11 protein-coding genes and 1 pseudogene are annotated in these 18,951 nt (G+C 51.7%); 10 read left to right on the forward strand and 2 right to left on the reverse strand.

All coding sequences use genetic code 11. From position 1 onward, the window contains the following. Positions 1 to 171: 171 nt before the first annotated feature. Positions 172 to 765: an NAD(P)H oxidoreductase gene (locus tag P0X86_RS01650; protein ID WP_277748980.1), complete on the reverse strand. Its 594-nt coding sequence runs from the start codon at positions 763 to 765 to the stop codon at positions 172 to 174. A gap of 203 nt (positions 766 to 968) precedes the next feature. Between P0X86_RS01650 and P0X86_RS01655 the strand changes: the two are divergent. Together P0X86_RS01655 and P0X86_RS01660 are read left to right on the forward strand one after the other, a co-directional pair. Beyond that, positions 969 to 1,308: pseudogene (locus tag P0X86_RS01655) on the forward strand (winged helix-turn-helix transcriptional regulator). 389 nt (positions 1,309 to 1,697) lie between these two features. After that, complete coding sequence (locus P0X86_RS01660; RefSeq protein WP_277747605.1) at positions 1,698 to 3,716, forward strand: bifunctional diguanylate cyclase/phosphodiesterase; 2,019 nt, start codon at positions 1,698 to 1,700, stop codon at positions 3,714 to 3,716. Between the two features lie 104 nt (positions 3,717 to 3,820). Here the strand turns inward: P0X86_RS01660 and splB are convergent, their stop codons facing one another. Further along, a complete protein-coding gene (splB, locus tag P0X86_RS01665) occupies positions 3,821 to 4,846 on the reverse strand; it encodes a spore photoproduct lyase (RefSeq protein ID WP_192569987.1) in 1,026 nt (341 codons plus the stop codon). A gap of 228 nt (positions 4,847 to 5,074) precedes the next feature. Between splB and P0X86_RS01670 the strand changes: the two genes are divergently transcribed. The 8 genes from P0X86_RS01670 (at position 5,075) to P0X86_RS01710 (ending at position 18,951) form a co-directional block, all read left to right on the forward strand. After that, on the forward strand, positions 5,075 to 6,235 hold the full coding sequence (locus P0X86_RS01670; RefSeq protein ID WP_096774834.1) for a GntR family transcriptional regulator: 1,161 nt from the start codon (positions 5,075 to 5,077) through the stop codon (positions 6,233 to 6,235). 452 nt (positions 6,236 to 6,687) lie between these two features. Next, the gene (locus P0X86_RS01675; RefSeq protein WP_277748981.1) at positions 6,688 to 7,923 is read left to right on the forward strand and encodes a glycoside hydrolase family 125 protein; all 1,236 of its coding nucleotides are present in this window, start codon (positions 6,688 to 6,690) and stop codon (positions 7,921 to 7,923) included. Between the two features lie 59 nt (positions 7,924 to 7,982). After that, positions 7,983 to 9,263, forward strand: coding sequence for an ABC transporter substrate-binding protein (locus P0X86_RS01680; protein WP_277747606.1), 1,281 nt, complete (start codon positions 7,983 to 7,985; stop codon positions 9,261 to 9,263). A gap of 40 nt (positions 9,264 to 9,303) precedes the next feature. Continuing rightward, positions 9,304 to 10,224, forward strand: a complete 921-nt coding sequence (locus tag P0X86_RS01685) for a carbohydrate ABC transporter permease (protein WP_213580239.1) — start codon at positions 9,304 to 9,306, stop codon at positions 10,222 to 10,224. Between the two features lie 27 nt (positions 10,225 to 10,251). After that, positions 10,252 to 11,142 (forward strand): carbohydrate ABC transporter permease, encoded by an 891-nt coding sequence (locus P0X86_RS01690; RefSeq protein ID WP_009593907.1) that lies wholly within the window; start codon positions 10,252 to 10,254, stop codon positions 11,140 to 11,142. Between the two features lie 74 nt (positions 11,143 to 11,216). Next, complete coding sequence (locus tag P0X86_RS33105) at positions 11,217 to 13,331, forward strand: glycoside hydrolase family 76 protein (protein WP_347177532.1); 2,115 nt, start codon at positions 11,217 to 11,219, stop codon at positions 13,329 to 13,331. Between the two features lie 783 nt (positions 13,332 to 14,114). Beyond that, on the forward strand, positions 14,115 to 15,071 hold the full coding sequence (locus tag P0X86_RS01705) for a serine/threonine protein kinase (protein ID WP_277747607.1): 957 nt from the start codon (positions 14,115 to 14,117) through the stop codon (positions 15,069 to 15,071). Further along, positions 14,968 to 18,951, forward strand: a complete 3,984-nt coding sequence (locus tag P0X86_RS01710; RefSeq protein WP_277747608.1) for an AAA family ATPase — start codon at positions 14,968 to 14,970, stop codon at positions 18,949 to 18,951. The genes P0X86_RS01705 and P0X86_RS01710 overlap by 104 nt, the downstream gene beginning before the upstream one ends.

Consider the following 18,951-nt stretch of genomic DNA (forward strand, 5'->3'; position numbering starts at 1 on the left):
AGTAATGACCAACGGTCGAGTTGAGGCCAACCTGGATTTCGCCGTTCCATATTGACGTATCAATGACATGAAAGCGAGCGATCCGAAGGCGGTTACATAAAAATCGGCCTCAAGAGCGAGGCCGATTTATTATTATTGTATGAACAAAGATCTAACTCCACTAGGGAGCCTTCACTTCACATGTACTCCCGAGCCCGCATAATGCAGCCCCAGTTGATATGCCCGCTCCAGCAGGCTCTCCATGTGCTCCGGCCTGCCCTCTAACGTATCATAGAAGAATTCCACTCGGGAATTTTCGATTCCGGAATAGTTGGCCATGCCGACGTTGAGGGAATGGGACAGCATCGTATCATAGCTCCGCTTGGCAAAATGGTCCTCCGACGCTCCTGCCAATGCGATCCATAACGCCTTCTTGTGATGGAGCTTGGAACCGCCGCCATATGCGAAGCCGTGATTCCAGACACGGTCGATATATCCCTTCAGCATGGCCGGAACCCCGTACCACCATACCGGGAAAATATAGGCCAGTGCGTCGTGCTGTTTCATTCGCGCGATCTCGTTTTCAACCTCAGCGGAGAATACCTTGCCGGCATCAGACCAATCGGGTTCGTCCGCCTCCCACAGAACCGGATCGAAACCGATGCGGTGAAGATCCAGAACCTCCGTCTCATGTCCGGCATCTTGAAGCCCCTGCACAAATCGCTCCGTGACAGCAAATGTAAAGGAGTTCACTCTAGGATGAGTGACAACGGTCAGTACTTTCATCATGAATCACCTTCGCTTTCTTCTATAATGTGTTGAATGTGCTTTGTTTTCTTGCAGTACTGGTATAAGGGGATTATGTATCATATAATGGCTGGAAGGAAGTACGCACTTATTTGTTCTATAGGTACCTAAAGGTGCTATTAGCACCCTAAAGTGCCCTTCATAGTCGCAGTATTTTTACGTCCGGGAGGTGAGAGGATCTTATGAATCGCGATCGGCAATACCATATTCCGTCCGAAGCCACCATGGAGGTGATCGGCGGCAAGTGGAAGATCGTTGTGCTGTGCCACCTTAGTTATGGGCCCAAGCGTACGAGTGAAATTAAGAAAGAGATGCCGGATATTACGCAGAAAATGTTAACCCAGACCCTTCGGGAGCTGGAGGAGGATGGGATTATTACGCGAACGGTCTTTAATCAAGTGCCGCCGAAGGTCGTTTACGAGCTGAGCGAATTGGGCGTTTCAACTGCAGCCCATCCTGGATCAAATCTGTGAGTGGGGCGAGAAGTATATGAATGGAGAAACGAAGGTAAGTGCTCCATGAAGTCATGATAAAAGCTGCTGACCTGAGGGAATGAGTCGGCAGTTTTTTTTGTTTTTCACGATATCCATCCGGCTGAAATGCCCGTTCTGCGTTCCATTATTTTTAATCGGTTAGAAGGAAAGGCAGGAATATTGTGGAATATATAGTCCTTTGGACTCATGCAGGTTCCGAAAGTTTCGGCCAAAACGGAGTTTGTCGAGAAATTGAATAGTTACTAAAGATATAATAAGTAGAAGACTCAGGGCCGGGCGGGCCGTAACCATAAGAATTATCATTTTGGGTATGCAGGGAGAGCCATCCTTGAATTAATAGAAACGTTTGTCTCTCGGGTAACGTATGAATTTCATAGGACCTAAGGATTACTCACAAAAGGAGTGTGCACAGCTCAGATGGACGGCAATTATAACTTGTATATTGTTGGGCTTTCAATTGCGATCGCTATACTTGCTTCATACTCGGCTTTGAATATTACGTCCAAAATTTCGGACGCGAACGGCAAATCCAAGTTTTTTTGGCTATTCGGGGGAGCCATGGTCATGGGAAGCGGCATTTGGTCCATGCATTTTGTCGGCATGCTGGCGATGCACATGAATATGAACGTGAAGTACGATGCCTTTCTGACCATCATGTCGATGCTGGCCAGCGTGATTTCCTCATTCATCGCGTTTTATATCACCATGCCCAAGGATATTAACTGGTCCAAAATCGCCATTGGCGGTTTCGTTATGGGAAGCGGCATCGTGACGATGCATTACATGGGAATGGAAGCCATGGTCGTACACGCCGACATTCGTTACGATCCCGTCTTTTGGATATTGTCCGCCGTCATTGCGCTGGCGGCCTCCTATGCGGCCTTATTATTGTTTCTTCGTTTTCGCAACCATTCCAAGTCCAGCTTTCTCAAGTGGGGCTCGGCGGTTGTCATGGGATTCGCCGTGTGCGGGATGCATTATACAGGGATGAAGGCGGCGCGCTTTGAAGCGCATGCCGGCATGATGACGCATCAGCCGCAGTCTGTGGATTTCTTCCTTTTGTACTGCGTGACGGTCGCGATTTTTGCTATTCTGTTGATTTCCTGGGGCGCGATGTTCTTTGACCGGCATGTGCTGGAAAAGCTGGCCTACCAGGATACGATCACGGGATTGCCCAACCGCAATGAGATGAACCGGTTCTTCAGGACGAATGCCGAAACGGATAAGATTACGATCCTGTTTCTGGATCTGGACCAATTTAAGGCCATCAACGATACGCTGGGTCATAATGTCGGGGATTTGCTGGTCCAGGAAGTGGGCAAGCGGCTGCGTCAATTCATTCGAAGCGGCCAACAGGTGTTCCGGATCGGGGGGGACGAATTTCTGGTTATTTTGAAGCAAAGCGACCCGAATTATGCCCAGCGCTTAGCCGATGATATACTCCAACAAATTAAAAAGGTGTACCATATCGACGGCAACGAGCTGTATGTGACGGTTAGCATCGGCATCAGCATCGGTTCCGTCCATAGCTCGGATCGTACGACGCTGCTGAAGAATGCCGACACCGCGATGTATAAAGCGAAGGGGCTAGGCAAGAATCAGCAATGCCTTTATGACGAGGAGATGGGTCTTCAAGAGGTTCGCAAGATGGAATTGGAGAAGGACCTGCAAAGAGCGCTGGAGATGAAGGAGTTCTTCATCGTGTATCAGCCGAAATGGAATGTGCAAAGCGACCGCTTGGTCGGATTCGAGGCGCTGCTCCGCTGGAAGCATCCCCGCCTCGGCGTGATTTCCCCTCAGGAATTCATTCCGATTGCGGAAGAGACGGGGCTGATTATTCCGATGACCCGCTGGACGCTTGAAGAAGCATGCAAGCAGTGCAGGGTGTGGCAGGATAGCAGGGTTGTCCAGCCCGTCTCGGTGAATCTATCGGTCCGTTTATTTCATGGCGACAATCTGCTGGAGCTGATTCAAAACGTGCTGCATAAGGCGGATTTGGAGCCCCGGTTGTTAGAGCTGGAGATTACGGAGTCCATGGTGCTGCACGATGTGAACGATATCATCCGGCAGCTTGGGAGTATCCGATCCTTAGGGGTTAAGGTCTCCATGGATGATTTCGGAACCGGCTATTCCTCGATTGGGCTCTTGGACCGGATTCCGATTGATGCCCTGAAGCTGGACCGCCAGTTCACCAATGATTTGGACACGCCCAGCAAGCGCGCCATCGTCAACGCCGTCGTTCTTATGGCGGAAAAGCTGAATCTGGACGTGATCGCCGAAGGCGTGGAGAATAAGGAGCATATCGACTTTTTGACGGGGCTCGGGTGTCATGTCATGCAGGGTTACTATTACGGAAAGCCGATGGATATCCATGAGATTGAGGTCTGGATGTACGACCAAGATCACAAGGCCGAAGAGTTCGCGGCCCTTCGATGAAAGAGCGGATACGAATGCATATGGTTCATAAGAATAACGGGCACCGGGAGTGTCCGTTATTTGTTGCTTTTGGGTACATCAAATGACTGGCGTTCCCGGGTATTTTAGACAAAATAGGCAATTTCCGCGCGCGGGAAATATTCTTGGATTCCCTTTTCGAACAGCTGCTGAAACTCCTCGACGGTTTCGGCCTTATAGACATACTTGAATTTTCCATACCTTCCCCACTTTAACTGCCGGTCCTCCTCATCCATGTCCAGCTTGGTTTTGGGGTACCGTTTCAAAATGGTGTTTTTGGCCGTTTTGGTAAACCGGTGCTGAATGAGCTCAAACGTCAGATCCTTAACCTCCACATGGCTCAATCGCTCATGGAGCTTCTCCAATAAATGCCAGTATCCTTCCTGCCATCCGTCATATTTGACGATCGGGGCAATGATGAAACCTAACGGATATCCGGCTTCGGCAATTTTCCCCGCGGCTTCAATGCGTTCTTCGAAGGAAGAGGTACCCGGCTCGAAATAACGGATCACATAATCGGAATTGATGGAGAAGCGTACCCTGGTATGGCCGCCGTGATCGATATTCAGCAGGGAATCGATGTTGGCGAATTTCGTCACGAATCGCAGTCGGCCATGGTCCTGCTTAGCCATAAATTCAATGTAATAGGCCAGTGCCCCGGTCAAATGCTCCAGAGATACGGGATCGCCGGTACAAGCGGCCTCGAACCGGGTGATTTCGGGCGACCGCTCAGCGATGTATTGCTTCGCTCGGTCCAAAATTTCATCCAGGTTGACATAAATCCGGACATAAGGCTTCGAGCTCATGGTGGTTTGCAGGTAGCAGTAATGACAATGTCCTGCACATCCCGTCGTCAGCGGGATGGCATACTCCGCAGAAGGCTTGGACGTGTCGAAATCCAAGGTCTTCCTAATCCCAACGACTAGGGTGCGTTTGGCGTTCCGGTATTTTTCGGTTTCGGTCTCCCCCGGAATGCCGGTTACCCGATTATGGGAGGTGGTCATTTTGATGGGTGTGCCTAATTCCTCAAACCATGCTTGCAGCTTCTTTCCAAGCGGATACTCCAACGCATCCGGCTCAAAAAAGACGAGTTCCGGGTCAAAACGCTCCAACGAATCTTCCTCCCCCGCAAAAATTTAAGTATATGGATTATAGAATGGGCAATGGTCGGGTTGATCATGCATTGTTCAAGTTATGAGTTTGTATGGTGCTGTTTCAAGCAAATAGGGGATGTGATGAATCTGTGAGCGATCATCGTTCAACATGGACAATTTAAATATATCATGTTATATTGTTATATAAATTAGCAGGTTTTGGAGTACCGTTGGAGGGATATCAATTTGAAAGATGCAGCTTCCACGAAGCCGATGTATGAACAGATTTTTAACGAGATGAAGCGAAAGATCTCAACCCATATGTTTCGGATTGGAGATAAAGTTCCATCAGAGAAGGAACTTGCGGATGAGTACGGAGTTAGCCGAATCACGAGCAAGAAAGCCTTGGATCTGCTGGCGGCAGAAGGCGTGATCGTGCGCAAGCCGGGCAAGGGATCGTTCGTAGCCGATCCGGATGAGCCTGTGGTACACAGGGAATCCATCTCCTCAGAGAGCGCAGAAACGGGAACGGCCGGCCGGGAGAAAATGATCGGCCTGGTCATCACGGATTTTTCTTCAAGCTACGGAACGCGGCTGATCTACAGCATGGAGCAGTATTCCAGGGAGAATGACTGCTTTCTGGTCCTGCGCAGAACGTTCGGGGACCAGGATAATGAGGAATTGTCCATCCAGAAGCTGCGCAATCTCGGCGTGAACGGTCTTATCGTATTTCCCGCGCAGGGTGAATATTTTAATGCCGAAATATTGAAAATGGTCATTGCCCGCTTCCCGCTCGTCCTGATTGACCGCAAGCTGAAGGGGGTCGCTGCGGCTTCCATCAGCACGGATAATCTTGGGGCAGCCGTGCAGGCGGTGGAGCATTTATTCGATTTGGGTCACCGCCATATTTGCCTGCTGTCTCCTCCGCCGAGGGATACGACGGCGGTCGAAGAGCGGATTGAAGGATTCGTTCAGGCTCATGCCGCCCGGGGCATCGCGTTTGACAAGGAAATCTGGATCAGTGACGTAACGGCCACGCTGCCCAATGCTTTCTACGAAAGCAATATTGAACGGGAAATACAGCGGATCATGCAGCATTTGCAGGATCATCCGTCGATTACCGCTTTTTTTGCGATTGAGTACAATATTGCATTGCTTGCTAAGGTTGCAGCTGAACGTCTCGGTTTGCGGGTCCCGGAGGATGTATCGATCATATGCTTCGACAGTCCGCAATTAAATATCGGTGAGGGATACTTGTTTACCCATATGCGACAGAACGAGGAAGAGATGGGAAGGCTGGCGATCGAGACGGTGCTGGGCATCATGAACCACGACGCGGTTGCGGTCGAGAAGAGATTGCCTGCGGAATTGGTGGTTGGCGCATCTACCGGTCCCGTCAAGGAATAGCAGAAACTTGTTCAAACGTCTGCGCAGCTGGCGCAGCCTTCGATGCATGGTGTGCTGGAAAGTGACCGGCGCATTGGTAATTCCCTGACCGACCAAAGGGAAATTCGAATTCGATAACGAAAACCTTGGAGGTTGAACCTTACAAACAGGAAACGTGAATACGGAATGTTTGTAATGTTTTCACTTACCCTTGCACGAATGCAAACCATGCGCTCACGAACCTGTGAGCGCATGGTTTTTTTGTTCTTAATCCGGTGAGGAGCAGCGTTGGTTTTGTGTCGACGTTTACCCAACGCCTAATATAACATTTAATTTATTTTATATATTGACATATTAACTAGATAACAATATACTGATTCGTGATAACGGTTTCATAATTCCATCAAGCGAAAGGGGAACATCACGTGCAATCCATAACTGAACTGCCGGAGGCCATTAGGCGGATATCGGACATGGTTCGGGCGAAGCAGCCGAAACGAACGGCTGACATGTTCGAGAGATGCCTAGCCAATACCTGGAATACCACCTTGAAGCGAATGGAGGACGGCACGACGTTTGTCATAACCGGGGATATTCCTGCCATGTGGTTGCGCGATTCGGCTGCGCAGGTCAGGCCCTTCCTGGTGCTTGGAGAGGACCGCGAGATCGGCGACATGATCCAGGGCGTGGTCAGACGCCAGTTTGACTATATTCTGCGGGATCCGTATGCCAACGCGTTCAATGAGTCTGCGAACGGGATGGGACATCAGGATGATGCAACCGAGATGAGCCCGTGGATTTGGGAACGCAAATACGAGATCGATTCGCTGTGTTATCCGATCCAGCTCAGCTACCTGCTGTGGAAAAACTCCGGAAGAACCGGCCATTTTGACGAGACCTTTCGGGCAGGCGTGCGGCAGATTATCGAGTTGTGGACGACAGAGCAGCACCATGAACAGAAATCGGCTTACACCTTCGAGCGGAGCAACTGCCCTCCGTCGGATACGCTGGTCCGTGGCGGAAAAGGAGCGGAGACAGCATATACCGGCATGACCTGGTCCGGCTTCAGGCCGAGCGACGATGCTTGCGCCTACGGTTACCTGGTTCCGTCGAACATGTTTGCGGTCGTTGTGCTGGGGTATGTGACGGAGATTGCCGAGGAGATTCTGAAGGATCGCGAGCTGGCAGCGGCGGCGGAGGGGCTAGCGGCACAGATCGAAGCCGGCATACAGCGGTACGGCATTGTGGAGCATCTGGAATGCGGCCCTATCTATGCATACGAGGTGGATGGATTGGGTTCGGTTAACCTGATGGACGACGCGAATGTGCCCAGCCTGCTGTCCATTCCGTACTTGGGATACCGAAATGCGGAAGATCCGATATACGCGAATACGCGGAGGTTTATCTTGAGTGAGCGGAACCCGTACTACTTCTCCGGGACCGCTGCATCCGGCATCGGCAGTCCGCATACGCCCGATCAATACATATGGCATATTGCGCTTGCGATGCAAGGGATGACCGAACAGGATGAAGCCGAGCGGCAGCGCCTCCTTGAACTGCTGCTGGCAACGGACGGAGGAACCGGGCTCATGCATGAAGGGTTCCATGTGGATCGGCCGCAGGAATATACCCGGCCTTGGTTTTCATGGGCCAATATGATGTTTTGCGAACTGGTGCTGTTGTGCTCCGGTATCGCGGTTAAACGGTAAAGCTAGCAGCGGGATGAAGCGGCGAACCGAGCTTGGAATTCATAAGGGAGGGTTAACGAATGAAGAAGCAGTGGAAGATCGTATGGTCGATGATAGTTGTGATTGGGCTTCTGGCGGGCTGCTCAGGGGGCAGCGGCGGCTCCTCCGGCGGAGAAGCCAGCGGCGGCAAAACGGTGCTGACCTTCTGGGGAGACTGGGGCGGAGAAGGGCAGGAACAGATCCAAACGATGGTGGATGCTTTTAATAAATCCCAAGATAAAATCGAGGTGAAATATGCCCTGCAGCAGGACGTGGTGACGAAGTTTCTGACAGCGGCCACGAACGGGGGGACGCCGGATGTCGTGTTCTGGGACCGGTGGCGGACCGCGCTCTATGCACCTAAGAACGTGCTTCATCCCGTGGACGAATACCTGGAGCGCGACGGCGTCAACAAGGGGGATTTTTACGAAGAGGCTCTGAAGGAGCTTACCTATGAAGACAAGCTGTACGGATTGCCGTTGACGGTGGATGCGCGGGCCCTGTTCTACAACAAGAAAATGCTGGAGGAAGCCGGGCTTGAGCCGCCAACGACCTGGGATGAGCTTGAGGCGGCAGCCAAAGCCACGACCAAGTGGAACGGAACCAAGCTCGAAACGGCGGGGTTGTCGATGGGCGATCCCGGACTGTTCAACATGTATTTGCAGCAGGCGGGCGGAACGATGCTGACCCCGGAGAACACGATGAACGTGAACAACGAGAAGGGCAAAGCGGTATTGGACTTCTGGGGACGTTTGTTGAATGAGGATAAGGTGTACAAGATCGGTTTCGAGGACGGCTTGGGCGAAGGAACGGATGCGTTTGTAACCGGAAAAGTCGCCATGCTCTACACCGGCCCGTGGATGCTGAGCACCTATGATAAATACGGCAAAGACCTGGAGTATGGCATCGTGCCGCCACCGGCCGGACCGAACGGCGATAAGGGAAGCGTTATGGGCGGCTTTGGGCTTGTCATTCCGCAAGGCTCGAAGCATCCGGAGGAGGCTTGGGAGTTTATCAAATGGTGGACGGCCAACAAGGACAATGCCGTGTTATGGGCCAAAACGAGCCTGAATATGCCGGGCTTCAAGCCTGCCTTTGAAGATCCGTTCTTCGCGGACGATCCGAAATGGATACCGTTTATGGAAACGCTTGAATTTGCCAAAACACGGCCGACGCATCCGGGTTACTCCGTCATGGAGGAGAACGCCGTCATTCCGAATCTGGAGCTGTTCATGCAGAACAAGCAGAGCGCCGAAGAGACCCTCCGGCTCAGCCAGGAGCAGGGCGATAAGCAGCTGAAGGAAAATGCCGTTGCCCGTTAACGCATCGGGGATTCTAGGAGCTACAGAAAGGAGCATGAGGATGATTTCCGCCACAAAGCCAGTCAGCGCCAAGCCTGCTTCCGTCACGAGGCTCGGCAAACACCAGGCCAGGATGGGCTACCTGTTCATTATGCCGACGATGCTGTTATTTGCGGTATTCATGGTGATCCCGGTTGGAATGGCGCTATACCTGAGTTTTACCAATTATGACGTGCTCAGCTCGAACGACTGGGTCGGCATGGACAATTACAGGCGACTGTTCGGCGATGATTTGTACTGGAAAACCTTCGTTAACGTGATGATCTATGCGGTGGTGTTCGTGCCGCTCAACGTACTGATCTCCCTTCTGCTGGCGATCCTGCTGAACCGGGCGGCGAGGGGAGTCAAGGCGCTGCGGACGTTTTACTATCTTCCGACCTTGACGTCGGCGGTCGCGGCGGCCACCGTCTGGATCTGGATGCTGCATCCCGAATACGGGCTCGTTAACGGGATCCTGTCGCTGTTCGGGATCACGGGCCCGGCCTGGGTGTCCCAGACCGATACCGCCATGCTGTCGATTATTATGATGACGCTGTGGCAGAGCGTAGGCTCCAATATGATCATTTACCTGGCCGGACTTCAGGGCGTGCCGGATTATCTGTACGAGTCCGCTCGTCTGGACGGTGCCAGCAAATTCGATTGCCTGCGTTACATTACCTGGCCGCAGCTGCGGCCGACCACATTCCTTGTCAGCACGATGTCGATTATCGGCGCGCTGCAGCTGTTTGATCAGGCATTCGTGCTTACGCAGGGCGGACCCGCCAATGCAACGAAAACGCCGGTTTATCTCATTTATCAGCAGGGCTTTAACCAGCTGCAGATGGGGTATGCATCATCGCAGGCCTTCGTGCTGGCGATGGCGATTCTGGTCTTCTCGCTGATCAGCATGAAGATCAATAAATCGGAAGAATCGATTGTGTAATCGGGGCTTAGAGGAGGAAGACAAGAGATGAGAGCAATTGAGAGTCAGGCCAAGCGGCAGCGAATCCTTACCGCGAGCGTCTTCTATATCGGTGCCATTCTGATCGCCATCGTCATGTTTCTCCCGTTCTACTGGAGCGTGATGACCTCTTTTAAGCCGGATGAGGATATGTTCTCGATGCCGATCAAATGGTTCCCTACGGACATCACGCTGGAGCACTATAAAAAGGCGTTCACAACCGTACCCTTCGGCCTTTATTTCTGGAATTCATTCTTTCTGGCCATTACCGGCGTGCTGCTCAACCTGTTCTTCGGTTCGCTCAGCGGCTATGCTTTTGCCAAGCTGAAGTTCAAAGGCAACTCGGGACTCTTCCGCGTGCTGCTGGCCGCGATGATGGTCCCGGGCATCGTCACGATGATCCCGAGCGTGTACGTGCTGCGCCATATACCGCTGATGGGAGGCAACGACCTGTTCGGAAGCGGGGGCATGGGGCTGATGAATTCCTTTTGGGGGATCATTCTTCCGGGAGCTTCCGGCACGTTTGCGGTGTTTTTCATGCGGCAGTTCTTCCTGACGCTCCCCTCCGACATGATGGAGATGGCGCGGATTGAGGGCTGCGGCGAATTCAAAATTTTTTGGCGCATCTATTTGCCTCTGACCAAGCCGGCGCTGGCAACCCTGAGCATCTTCACGTTTCAGGCGGGCTGGAACAGCTTCCTGTGGCCGATGATCGTGCTGAACGATCCGAACAAGGCGACGATCCAGATGGGGCTCCAGGCGTTCTCGTTCAATTTCCAGACGGATTACGGCCCGATGATGGCCGGGGCACTGGTGGCTATTTTGCCGATCCTTGTCCTGTTCCTGGCTCTGCAGCGGTACTTCATTCAGGGCATCGCATTTAGCGGGATCAAAGGCTAGCGGGCTGGAAGCTGGATATGGGTGACGCATGGACAAAAAACTTGCATATTGAGATGTCAGGAGTGATTTCGACAATGATAACGGTGTCCGGTATATGGACCAAAAGGGCCGATGAGGCGCAGCGCGCGCTGGAACGTCATTTCTGGAATGATTCGATCCGTATGTACAATATAGAAACGCCGTGCCCGGACGGGGCGTGCAACACGATTTTCCATTATTGGTGGATGGCGCATGCGGCGGATGTGCTGGTGGACGGTTATGTTCGCACGGCGGATCCGTTGTATGCGGAGCGGCTGGAGCAGCTGTATGAGGGAGTGCTCCGCCGGAATGAGGGCGCATGGCCGAATGAGCTGTACGATGACATGGAATGGATGGCGCTGGCATGGCTGCGCGCCTATGAGGCGACGGGGCTGGAGAAGTACAAGCAAGCGGCGCTGACGCTCTGGGAGGATATTCAAACCGGCTGGAACGATGTTCAAGGCGGGGGAATTGCTTGGCACAAGGAGCAGCTCGGTTATAAGAATACCCCGGCAAATGCGCCTGCGGTTATTTTGGCGGCACGGCTGTATCGGGCTTTAGGCAACCCGGCTGACCTGGAATGGGCTCGGAAAATCTACGCATGGCAGAAAAATGCCCTCGTGGATCCTGCCACGGGTTTTGTCTGGGACGGAATGAACCGTACCGGGGACGGGGCCATCGATAAAGATTGGAAATTCACGTATTGCCAAGGCGTATTTATCGGAGCAGCGGTCGAGCTATTTCGGGTTACGGGTGATTCGGCGTACCTTGAAGACTCCAAGCGGACCTTTCAAGCGATGCGCGTAGAGCTGGCGGATTCGGCGGAAGGCATCCTCCCGGACGAAGGCGGAGGCGATGCCGGATTGTTCAAAGGGATCCTGATCCGTTATGTAACGGAAGCTATCAAGGTGTGGCCTGAAGCAACAGAAGCTGCAGGGTGGCTGAGCCGGAACGCCAATGTGCTCTGGGAACAGGGAAAGACTGCAGATGGCGCGTTGTTCGGGACCGATTGGAAGAGCCGCCGAACGTCTGAGGCTATCGTTCAGCTCAGCTCGCAGCTGAGCGCCGTGATGCTGCTTGAATGTGCGGCCGTGCTGGAATCCGCAGGGCAGGCCGGGGGGAGCGATGGTCGGCATTCTGCGACGAACTGGGATGAGAGAGCGGACCTGCTGCAGGAGGCCATGTACCGAAATTACGGAAACCCGGACAGCGGCATTATGGATCAATGGTTTCCGCGGGAACATGCCGCGGCAGGCGAGAATTTCTATTATTGGTGGCAGGCGCATGTGCTGGATGTGCTGGTTGACGCTTATAAGCGCACGGGAAAACCGGTGTATGCCGACCGAATGGAAGCATTCAGCCGAAGCCTGTACAAGTACAACGGCCATACGTTCACCCACAATTACTACGATGACATGGAGTGGACGGCACTCGCGCTGCTGCGTGCGCATCAGGCTACCGGTAGCGAGTGGTATAAGGAGCAGGCGCTTACGCTGTGGGAAGACATCAAGACCGCTTGGAACGATCACTGCGGGGGCGGCATGGCGTGGAAGAAGGATCAGCTGGATTACAAAAACACGCCGGCTAACGCGCCTGCCGCCATTTTGGCGGCGAGGCTGTATCTTTTGGAGCGGAACGAAGAGGATTTGATCTGGGCAAAGCGCATTTATGAATGGAACAAAAGCCAGCTTGTCGATCCATCGACCGGGTTTGTGTGGGATGGCATGAACCGGCTCGGCGACGGTGAGATCGATTACGATTGGAAGTTCACGTATTGCCAGGGCGTGTTCCTCGGTGCCGGAGTGGAATTATACCGTTGTACGGGGGATAAGTCCTATCTCGATGACGCTAAACGGACCGCTGACGCGTGCATGCTGGAGCTGTGCGATCCAAAAACCCGGCTTCTGCCCGATGAGGGCATTGACGACACGGGTCTGTTTAAAGGCATCCTCATCCGTTATCTGCTGGTGCTGCTTGAAGAGGCGCCCGAAGAGGACGCCGTACGCCGAATGGTCCAGCGTAACGCGGAAACGCTGTGGGAGAAGGGAATGCTTGAGGATGCTGGTTTATGCGGCCCTGCCTGGGACGCTCTGCCGACTCTTCCCGTTCAACTGAGCGTGCAGCTGAGCGGAATGATGCTGACGGAGGCGGCGGCCGTGTTGAGCAAATAGCTTTGATTCGCTGTCAGCGATGATGGCGTCTTGTGAATGATTGGAGAAGAGGACGCAAATCGGCGTGCTCTTTTTCATTTTATTTCCTATTCCACCAATTCGAGATGATTGTCATATGACAATATTCATGACAACACACACTGTTGGTCGCACGGGCCATGCGTTATATTTATGAGGTAAATCACATCCTGGCTTGGATACGAAACATGATTTCAGATGCTCTGTGAAGTAAGGTCATATCCGTTCATGAGGTGATGTATGTCCATTAATCTGAAAATAGAAGACGTTTGTATTCAGCTAGGGATTGACATTCATAAATTCAACTTGGAGAACCCTGAAATCAAGACCGAACCCGAAGTCCCCTACCCAGGTTACCCTCATCAACCGTCACCGCGATTTGGCAAACCCCTGTCATTACCTAAAATCTGATCGATGTCATATGACAATTTAATGACACCACTCACTATTTGTCGAGCTGCCCTTCTATTATATTAAATATGTTCGGTACAACAACGACGATCGTCATGAATAGGCAGTGCTTGTTGCAGATGTTTCACATCGTCAATACATACGGCAAGCCATGAGAACAGACCACCGAAGGGGAAGGTCTGTTTTCCCCATTCGTTCTGTCGAACGGAACCGAGCCTACTGCATATCAGAAGAAAAGAAATGCCGCAAGCTTTTTACGATTGATATAGCACGGCAATGACGAATGCTATAATAGCCTTAATTAGCCTGCGATCATTAAATACGCTGTTACATATAATCAGGGAGTGGAACTTTATGTTTGAAATGCCAGGATATCAAACATTGGACGTAATCCATACTAATGGAGACATTCAACTCTTTAGACTTTCGCGTTCTATCGACGGTTTGCGCGTCTTAGCCAAGACAACGCGCGATGCAGGTCCGGAATCGGCCATGGTGGCTGCTTTTCGATACGAGTATGACGTATTGAAGAAGCTGGATGGCCGTGGAGCCTTGGAAGCGTACAGTTTGGAGATGATCGCAGATCGGCCGGTTCTTCTCCTGAAAGAGATGGCCGGGGTTACATTGGAACAGCTGCTGCGGGCATATTCTGACGTTCCGGAACTTCCGGATCTTCTGCGCATGGCTGTTGCCATAACTGATTGTCTTATTCGGATTCATCGAGAGAATATGACGCTGAACGAGATCACGCCCTCTCATCTGATGGTCAATCCCCGCACCTATGAAGCGAAGCTGATCGATATCCGTATGTGTTCAACCGAAGCGGGCAAAAGCCCGTTGTCTTCCTTAAGCCGGCCGGATGCGTTTCTTCCTTATATATCGCCCGAACAGACACGCAGAACGGGAATGACGCCGGATTACCGATCCGATTTTTATTCCCTCGGGATCATATTATACGAGTGGTTGTCCGGTACTTTACCCTTTGAACATATCGACCCTGTAAATACGGTATACCGCCATCTTGCCGGCACCCCTGAGCTTCTGCACCGCAAATTCCCCTCCATCCCCAAAATAGTGTCCGATATTATACAGAAATGCATGGAGAAGATGCCCGACGATAGGTATGTCAGCGCATTCGGTATTCAAACGGACCTTGAGGAGTGTTTCAATCGGCTTCAGGTTACAGGCGAGGTGGAACCATTCCGACTTGGAAGCCGGGATATACCGGAACGATGGGTGGAATCGGCCCAATTCTACGGACGGCAAGCCGAGCTGCAAGATGCTGCAGGATGCCGTGCGGAGGGCGGCTAACGGGTCTGTTGTGCTGGTTGGCGTTAGCGGTACGGAGGGGATAGGAAAAACTTCTTTTCTCATGGAAGCTCTGGAACAGGCTGCATCTATGGACTATTTCTTCATCAGGGGCAAGTTCGGCACCCATCAGACGGCTCAGCCTTACGATATTTGGATTCAGGTGATCCGTAAACTGATTCGTCAACTGCTGACTCAGGGCAAACTGCAGGCCGAAGTATGGAAACTGCGGATTCTTCAAGCGGTTGAGGATTACGGGAAAATTCTGATTGAACGGGTTCCCGAGCTGGAACTGCTGATAGGCCAACAGCCGCCTGTTCAACCGCTGCCGCCCGTGGAAGCCCAGGAACGGTTTCATCTGATCATGAACCGATTTATCCAGTTGTTCCTTCGTCCGAACTGTCCCCTGGTTCTATTTCTTGACGATCTTCAATGGGCGGACGAAGCATCTCTTCGATATCTGGAATTTCTTCTGGACGACAGAGCAACCAAGCATTTGCTGGTTGCATTGGCTTACCGTGATCAAGATGCCGACCCGATCCGTCGATTAGAAAACCGTTTGACTCATGATCGTATAATACGGAATCGTATCGACCTGCAGCCGCTTGCCTTGGAGGATATAAACCAGCTGTTAAAGGATGTCATGCGTCATAAAGATGACGATGTAGAGGAGCTGGCTGTTGCCTTGCTTAGGAAGACAGACGGCAATCCCTTCTTTCTCAAGCAGTTTCTTGGAGATTTAATTGCCCATGGCCATGTTTTCTTTGATCCATCGAGCAAAAGCTGGTCATGGGATTTGCCGTTTATTGCCGAAATGAACATTCCCGATAATGCAGTCTCCTATCTGACGGATCGATTGCAAGTAATGCCACCATCCACAAAGATTGTAGTGGGCTATGCTTCATTTCTCGGAAGCCGATTTGATCTGGAAACCCTCTCCATTATATCCGGGCTCCACATAACGAAACTGGCGAAGGAACTGGAGATGGCAGAAAGGATGTCATTGGTGCAGCTCATCAACGACGGTAGCCGAAGCTCCTATAAATTTCAACACGACCGCATCCAGCAGGTGGCTTACACGCTTGTTCCGGAAGAAGAACGCTCGGAATTGCATTGGAGCATCGGCTTGCTCTTCCTTGACCGAATGAATCTCGGTCAGGGAGAAGGTACGGAGGCTTTATTTGAAGCTGTTAATCATATGAACCTTGCCGGGGAGGGGAACCGTCAACCTGAACAGAGAACAAGGATGGCGGAGCTGAACCTTAGGGCAGGCTTGAAGGCAAAAGAATCGACCGCCTATGAGACTGCTCTGCGATATATGCGCCTTGCAACGGCTTATTTGGAGGCGGACGGGGATAACTGGGGGACAAATTATGAGCTCGCTTTTCAGGCTAACCGGGAACGAGCCGAATTGGAATATTTATGTGCAAATTTCCAGCTCGCCCACGACTTGTTCCAATCTTTGATGGAGAAGGCGGTTACCCCTTTGGACAAAGCATCGGTTTGTGTACTGAAGATGCATCTGAAGGCAAGTCAGGACCATTATGGGGAAGTGATCTCGTTAGGTCAAGATGCCTTAAGGCTGCTGCAAGTTGATTTTCCGTCTGATTTCGGTTCATTCGGATTGACTCTCCAGTGGTTACGGCTAAAGCGGAAATTAGGCAAGTATTCGATGAAAGAACTGGATCAATTGCCTCCCATGACGGATGCGTCCCGGCAGCTGGCCATATCCGCGTTGGTTCATATGAGCAATGCCTCGTTCTATGTCAATCGGAAGGGATGGCTTTCTTATACTCTAACGATCGTCGATATGACGCTGCGTTACGGCATGACCCCGGAGGCCTCCATCGGGTTTATGGGCTACGCCCTGTTCATGTATTATCGCTTTCGTCATGAAGAGGCATTTAAATGGGGAATGCTCGCATATCGCTTGTCGAAACCATACCCGCAGCTGCATGTGAGAACGCTGACCGCATTTACTTTGTGTTCCGATAGTTGGCGGCGATACGACCCGGCTCTGCTCGGGGTATTTACCGAGAAGGCAGGCAAGATCGGGTTAGAATCCGGCGACTTGTGGCAAGGGAGTCAAAGCGTGCTGATCAATTGTGGTTCCCTCTTACAGTTTGGTCATCCGTTAGGTGAGATATATGACCGGCTAATCGCAAGCTCAGGGAATATCTTAAGACATCATAATCATCTTCATTCCAAGCAGCTTAAAGTATTTATTGCGCTTCTCATTCGGTTGACGGGCGTTCGATCACCTGATGATCCCTTCGATACCGGGCAGATTACGGATGCGGAGTTTGCCGAGTCGGTTCACGGGGATTCATTCCATGTGATCGAAGAGTTAGTATGCATTTACCGATATTTGCCGGGGTATCTGTTTGGCGAGTATCGGGAAGCGAATGAAGCGTTAGCGAGGTCAGCTGTTATCTTGGAAAAGCGGAAAACGGCTGGTGATCCGATTCTTCAATACTATTACGAGTCGCTGGTATGGGCAAAGCTTTACGAAGAAGCGCCGATGGAAGTGCAGAACGATTATATGGGGAAATTGCGCAAGCGGCTAAGCAAAATGAAAGAATACGCCATTCGCTGCCCAGAAAATTATCAGCATAAATATTTGTTGATGAAAGCGGAGATATTTCGGTTGATGCGGAGGAACCGTCAAGCCGAGGAGTTATACGAGCAATCGATAGAGGCTGCCCGCCAATATGGACATATTCACGATATGGCGATGGCGGCGGAGTGTTACGGCAAATATGGCTTGCGTCAAGGCAAGCCGCGTCTGGCCAGAATATATATGGCGGAGGCTTATGAAGCTTACGTGCAGTGGGGGGCTTTGGCGAAGGCTGCGGTCCTTAAGCAGGAGCACCCTCATCTGCTGCAATTGAGGCCCGAGTCTGGATTGGAACGCGTGGATACGCTCTCGGTCATGATGTCCGCACAGGCTTTATCGGGTGAAATGGAGATGAGCCGGCTGTTGGATTCGCTGATGCGAATTATGCTGCACAATGCGGGCGCGGAGTATGGAGCGGTTATTTTCGACGATGAGGGCAAATGGACAATTGAGGCTTGGGGCACATCAGCGGATATCCTGATCGAGTCCGTGCCGTTGGGGGAGGAATCCGAAATCGTACCTGCCCCCATTGTCGGTTATGCAGCCAGAACGCAAGAGGTCATTGTTCTCCATGACGCGTCGAATGAAGGAATGTTTGTACGCAATACGTATGTCAGGAACAAAGGGTTAAAATCGGTGCTGTGTCTACCGATTATCCATCAGAATCAACTGACTTGCGTTCTATATATGGAGAATAAATTATCGCGCAGCATATTTACGCCCCAGCGGCTCGATATATTGAAATTGCTAGGCTCTCAATGCGCAATTTCGATCAAAAATGCCAAGCTGTATACCGGGATTCAATATTTGAAGGAAAATCTGGAGCTGCAAGTGGAAGAGCGAACGCGAAGTCTGGAGCGATCGATGAGGGAAACATCGGCCGCGCAGGCTGAGGCCTCAGTCTATGAGGAACGGAATCGTATCGCGCAAGAGATTCATGATATTGTTGGGCATACGCTTACTTCGACGATTCTGCAGATTGAAGCAGGCAAAAGGCTGCTTCATAAGGATATGCAAGCCGGAGTTCAGCGGCTGAACGAGGCACAAGATTTGGTGCGCCACAGCCTCAATGAAATCCGGGGCTCGGTACACATGTTAAGGGAGGACAAGTATGCCCATCTTCCCAATATGCTTCAGGGATTAATCCGGGATACGGAGCGAAACGCTGGAGTTACTATCCATGCGTCTATCCATGATCTGCCCGAATGGTTGTCTACAGCATGTAAGAAGACGATCTATCATGCGCTGCAAGGAGGGATTAACTAA

Origin of the sequence: Paenibacillus sp. BR1-192, assembly GCF_029542445.1 — a bacterium.
Classification (GTDB): domain Bacteria; phylum Bacillota; class Bacilli; order Paenibacillales; family Paenibacillaceae; genus Paenibacillus_AQ; species Paenibacillus_AQ lautus_A.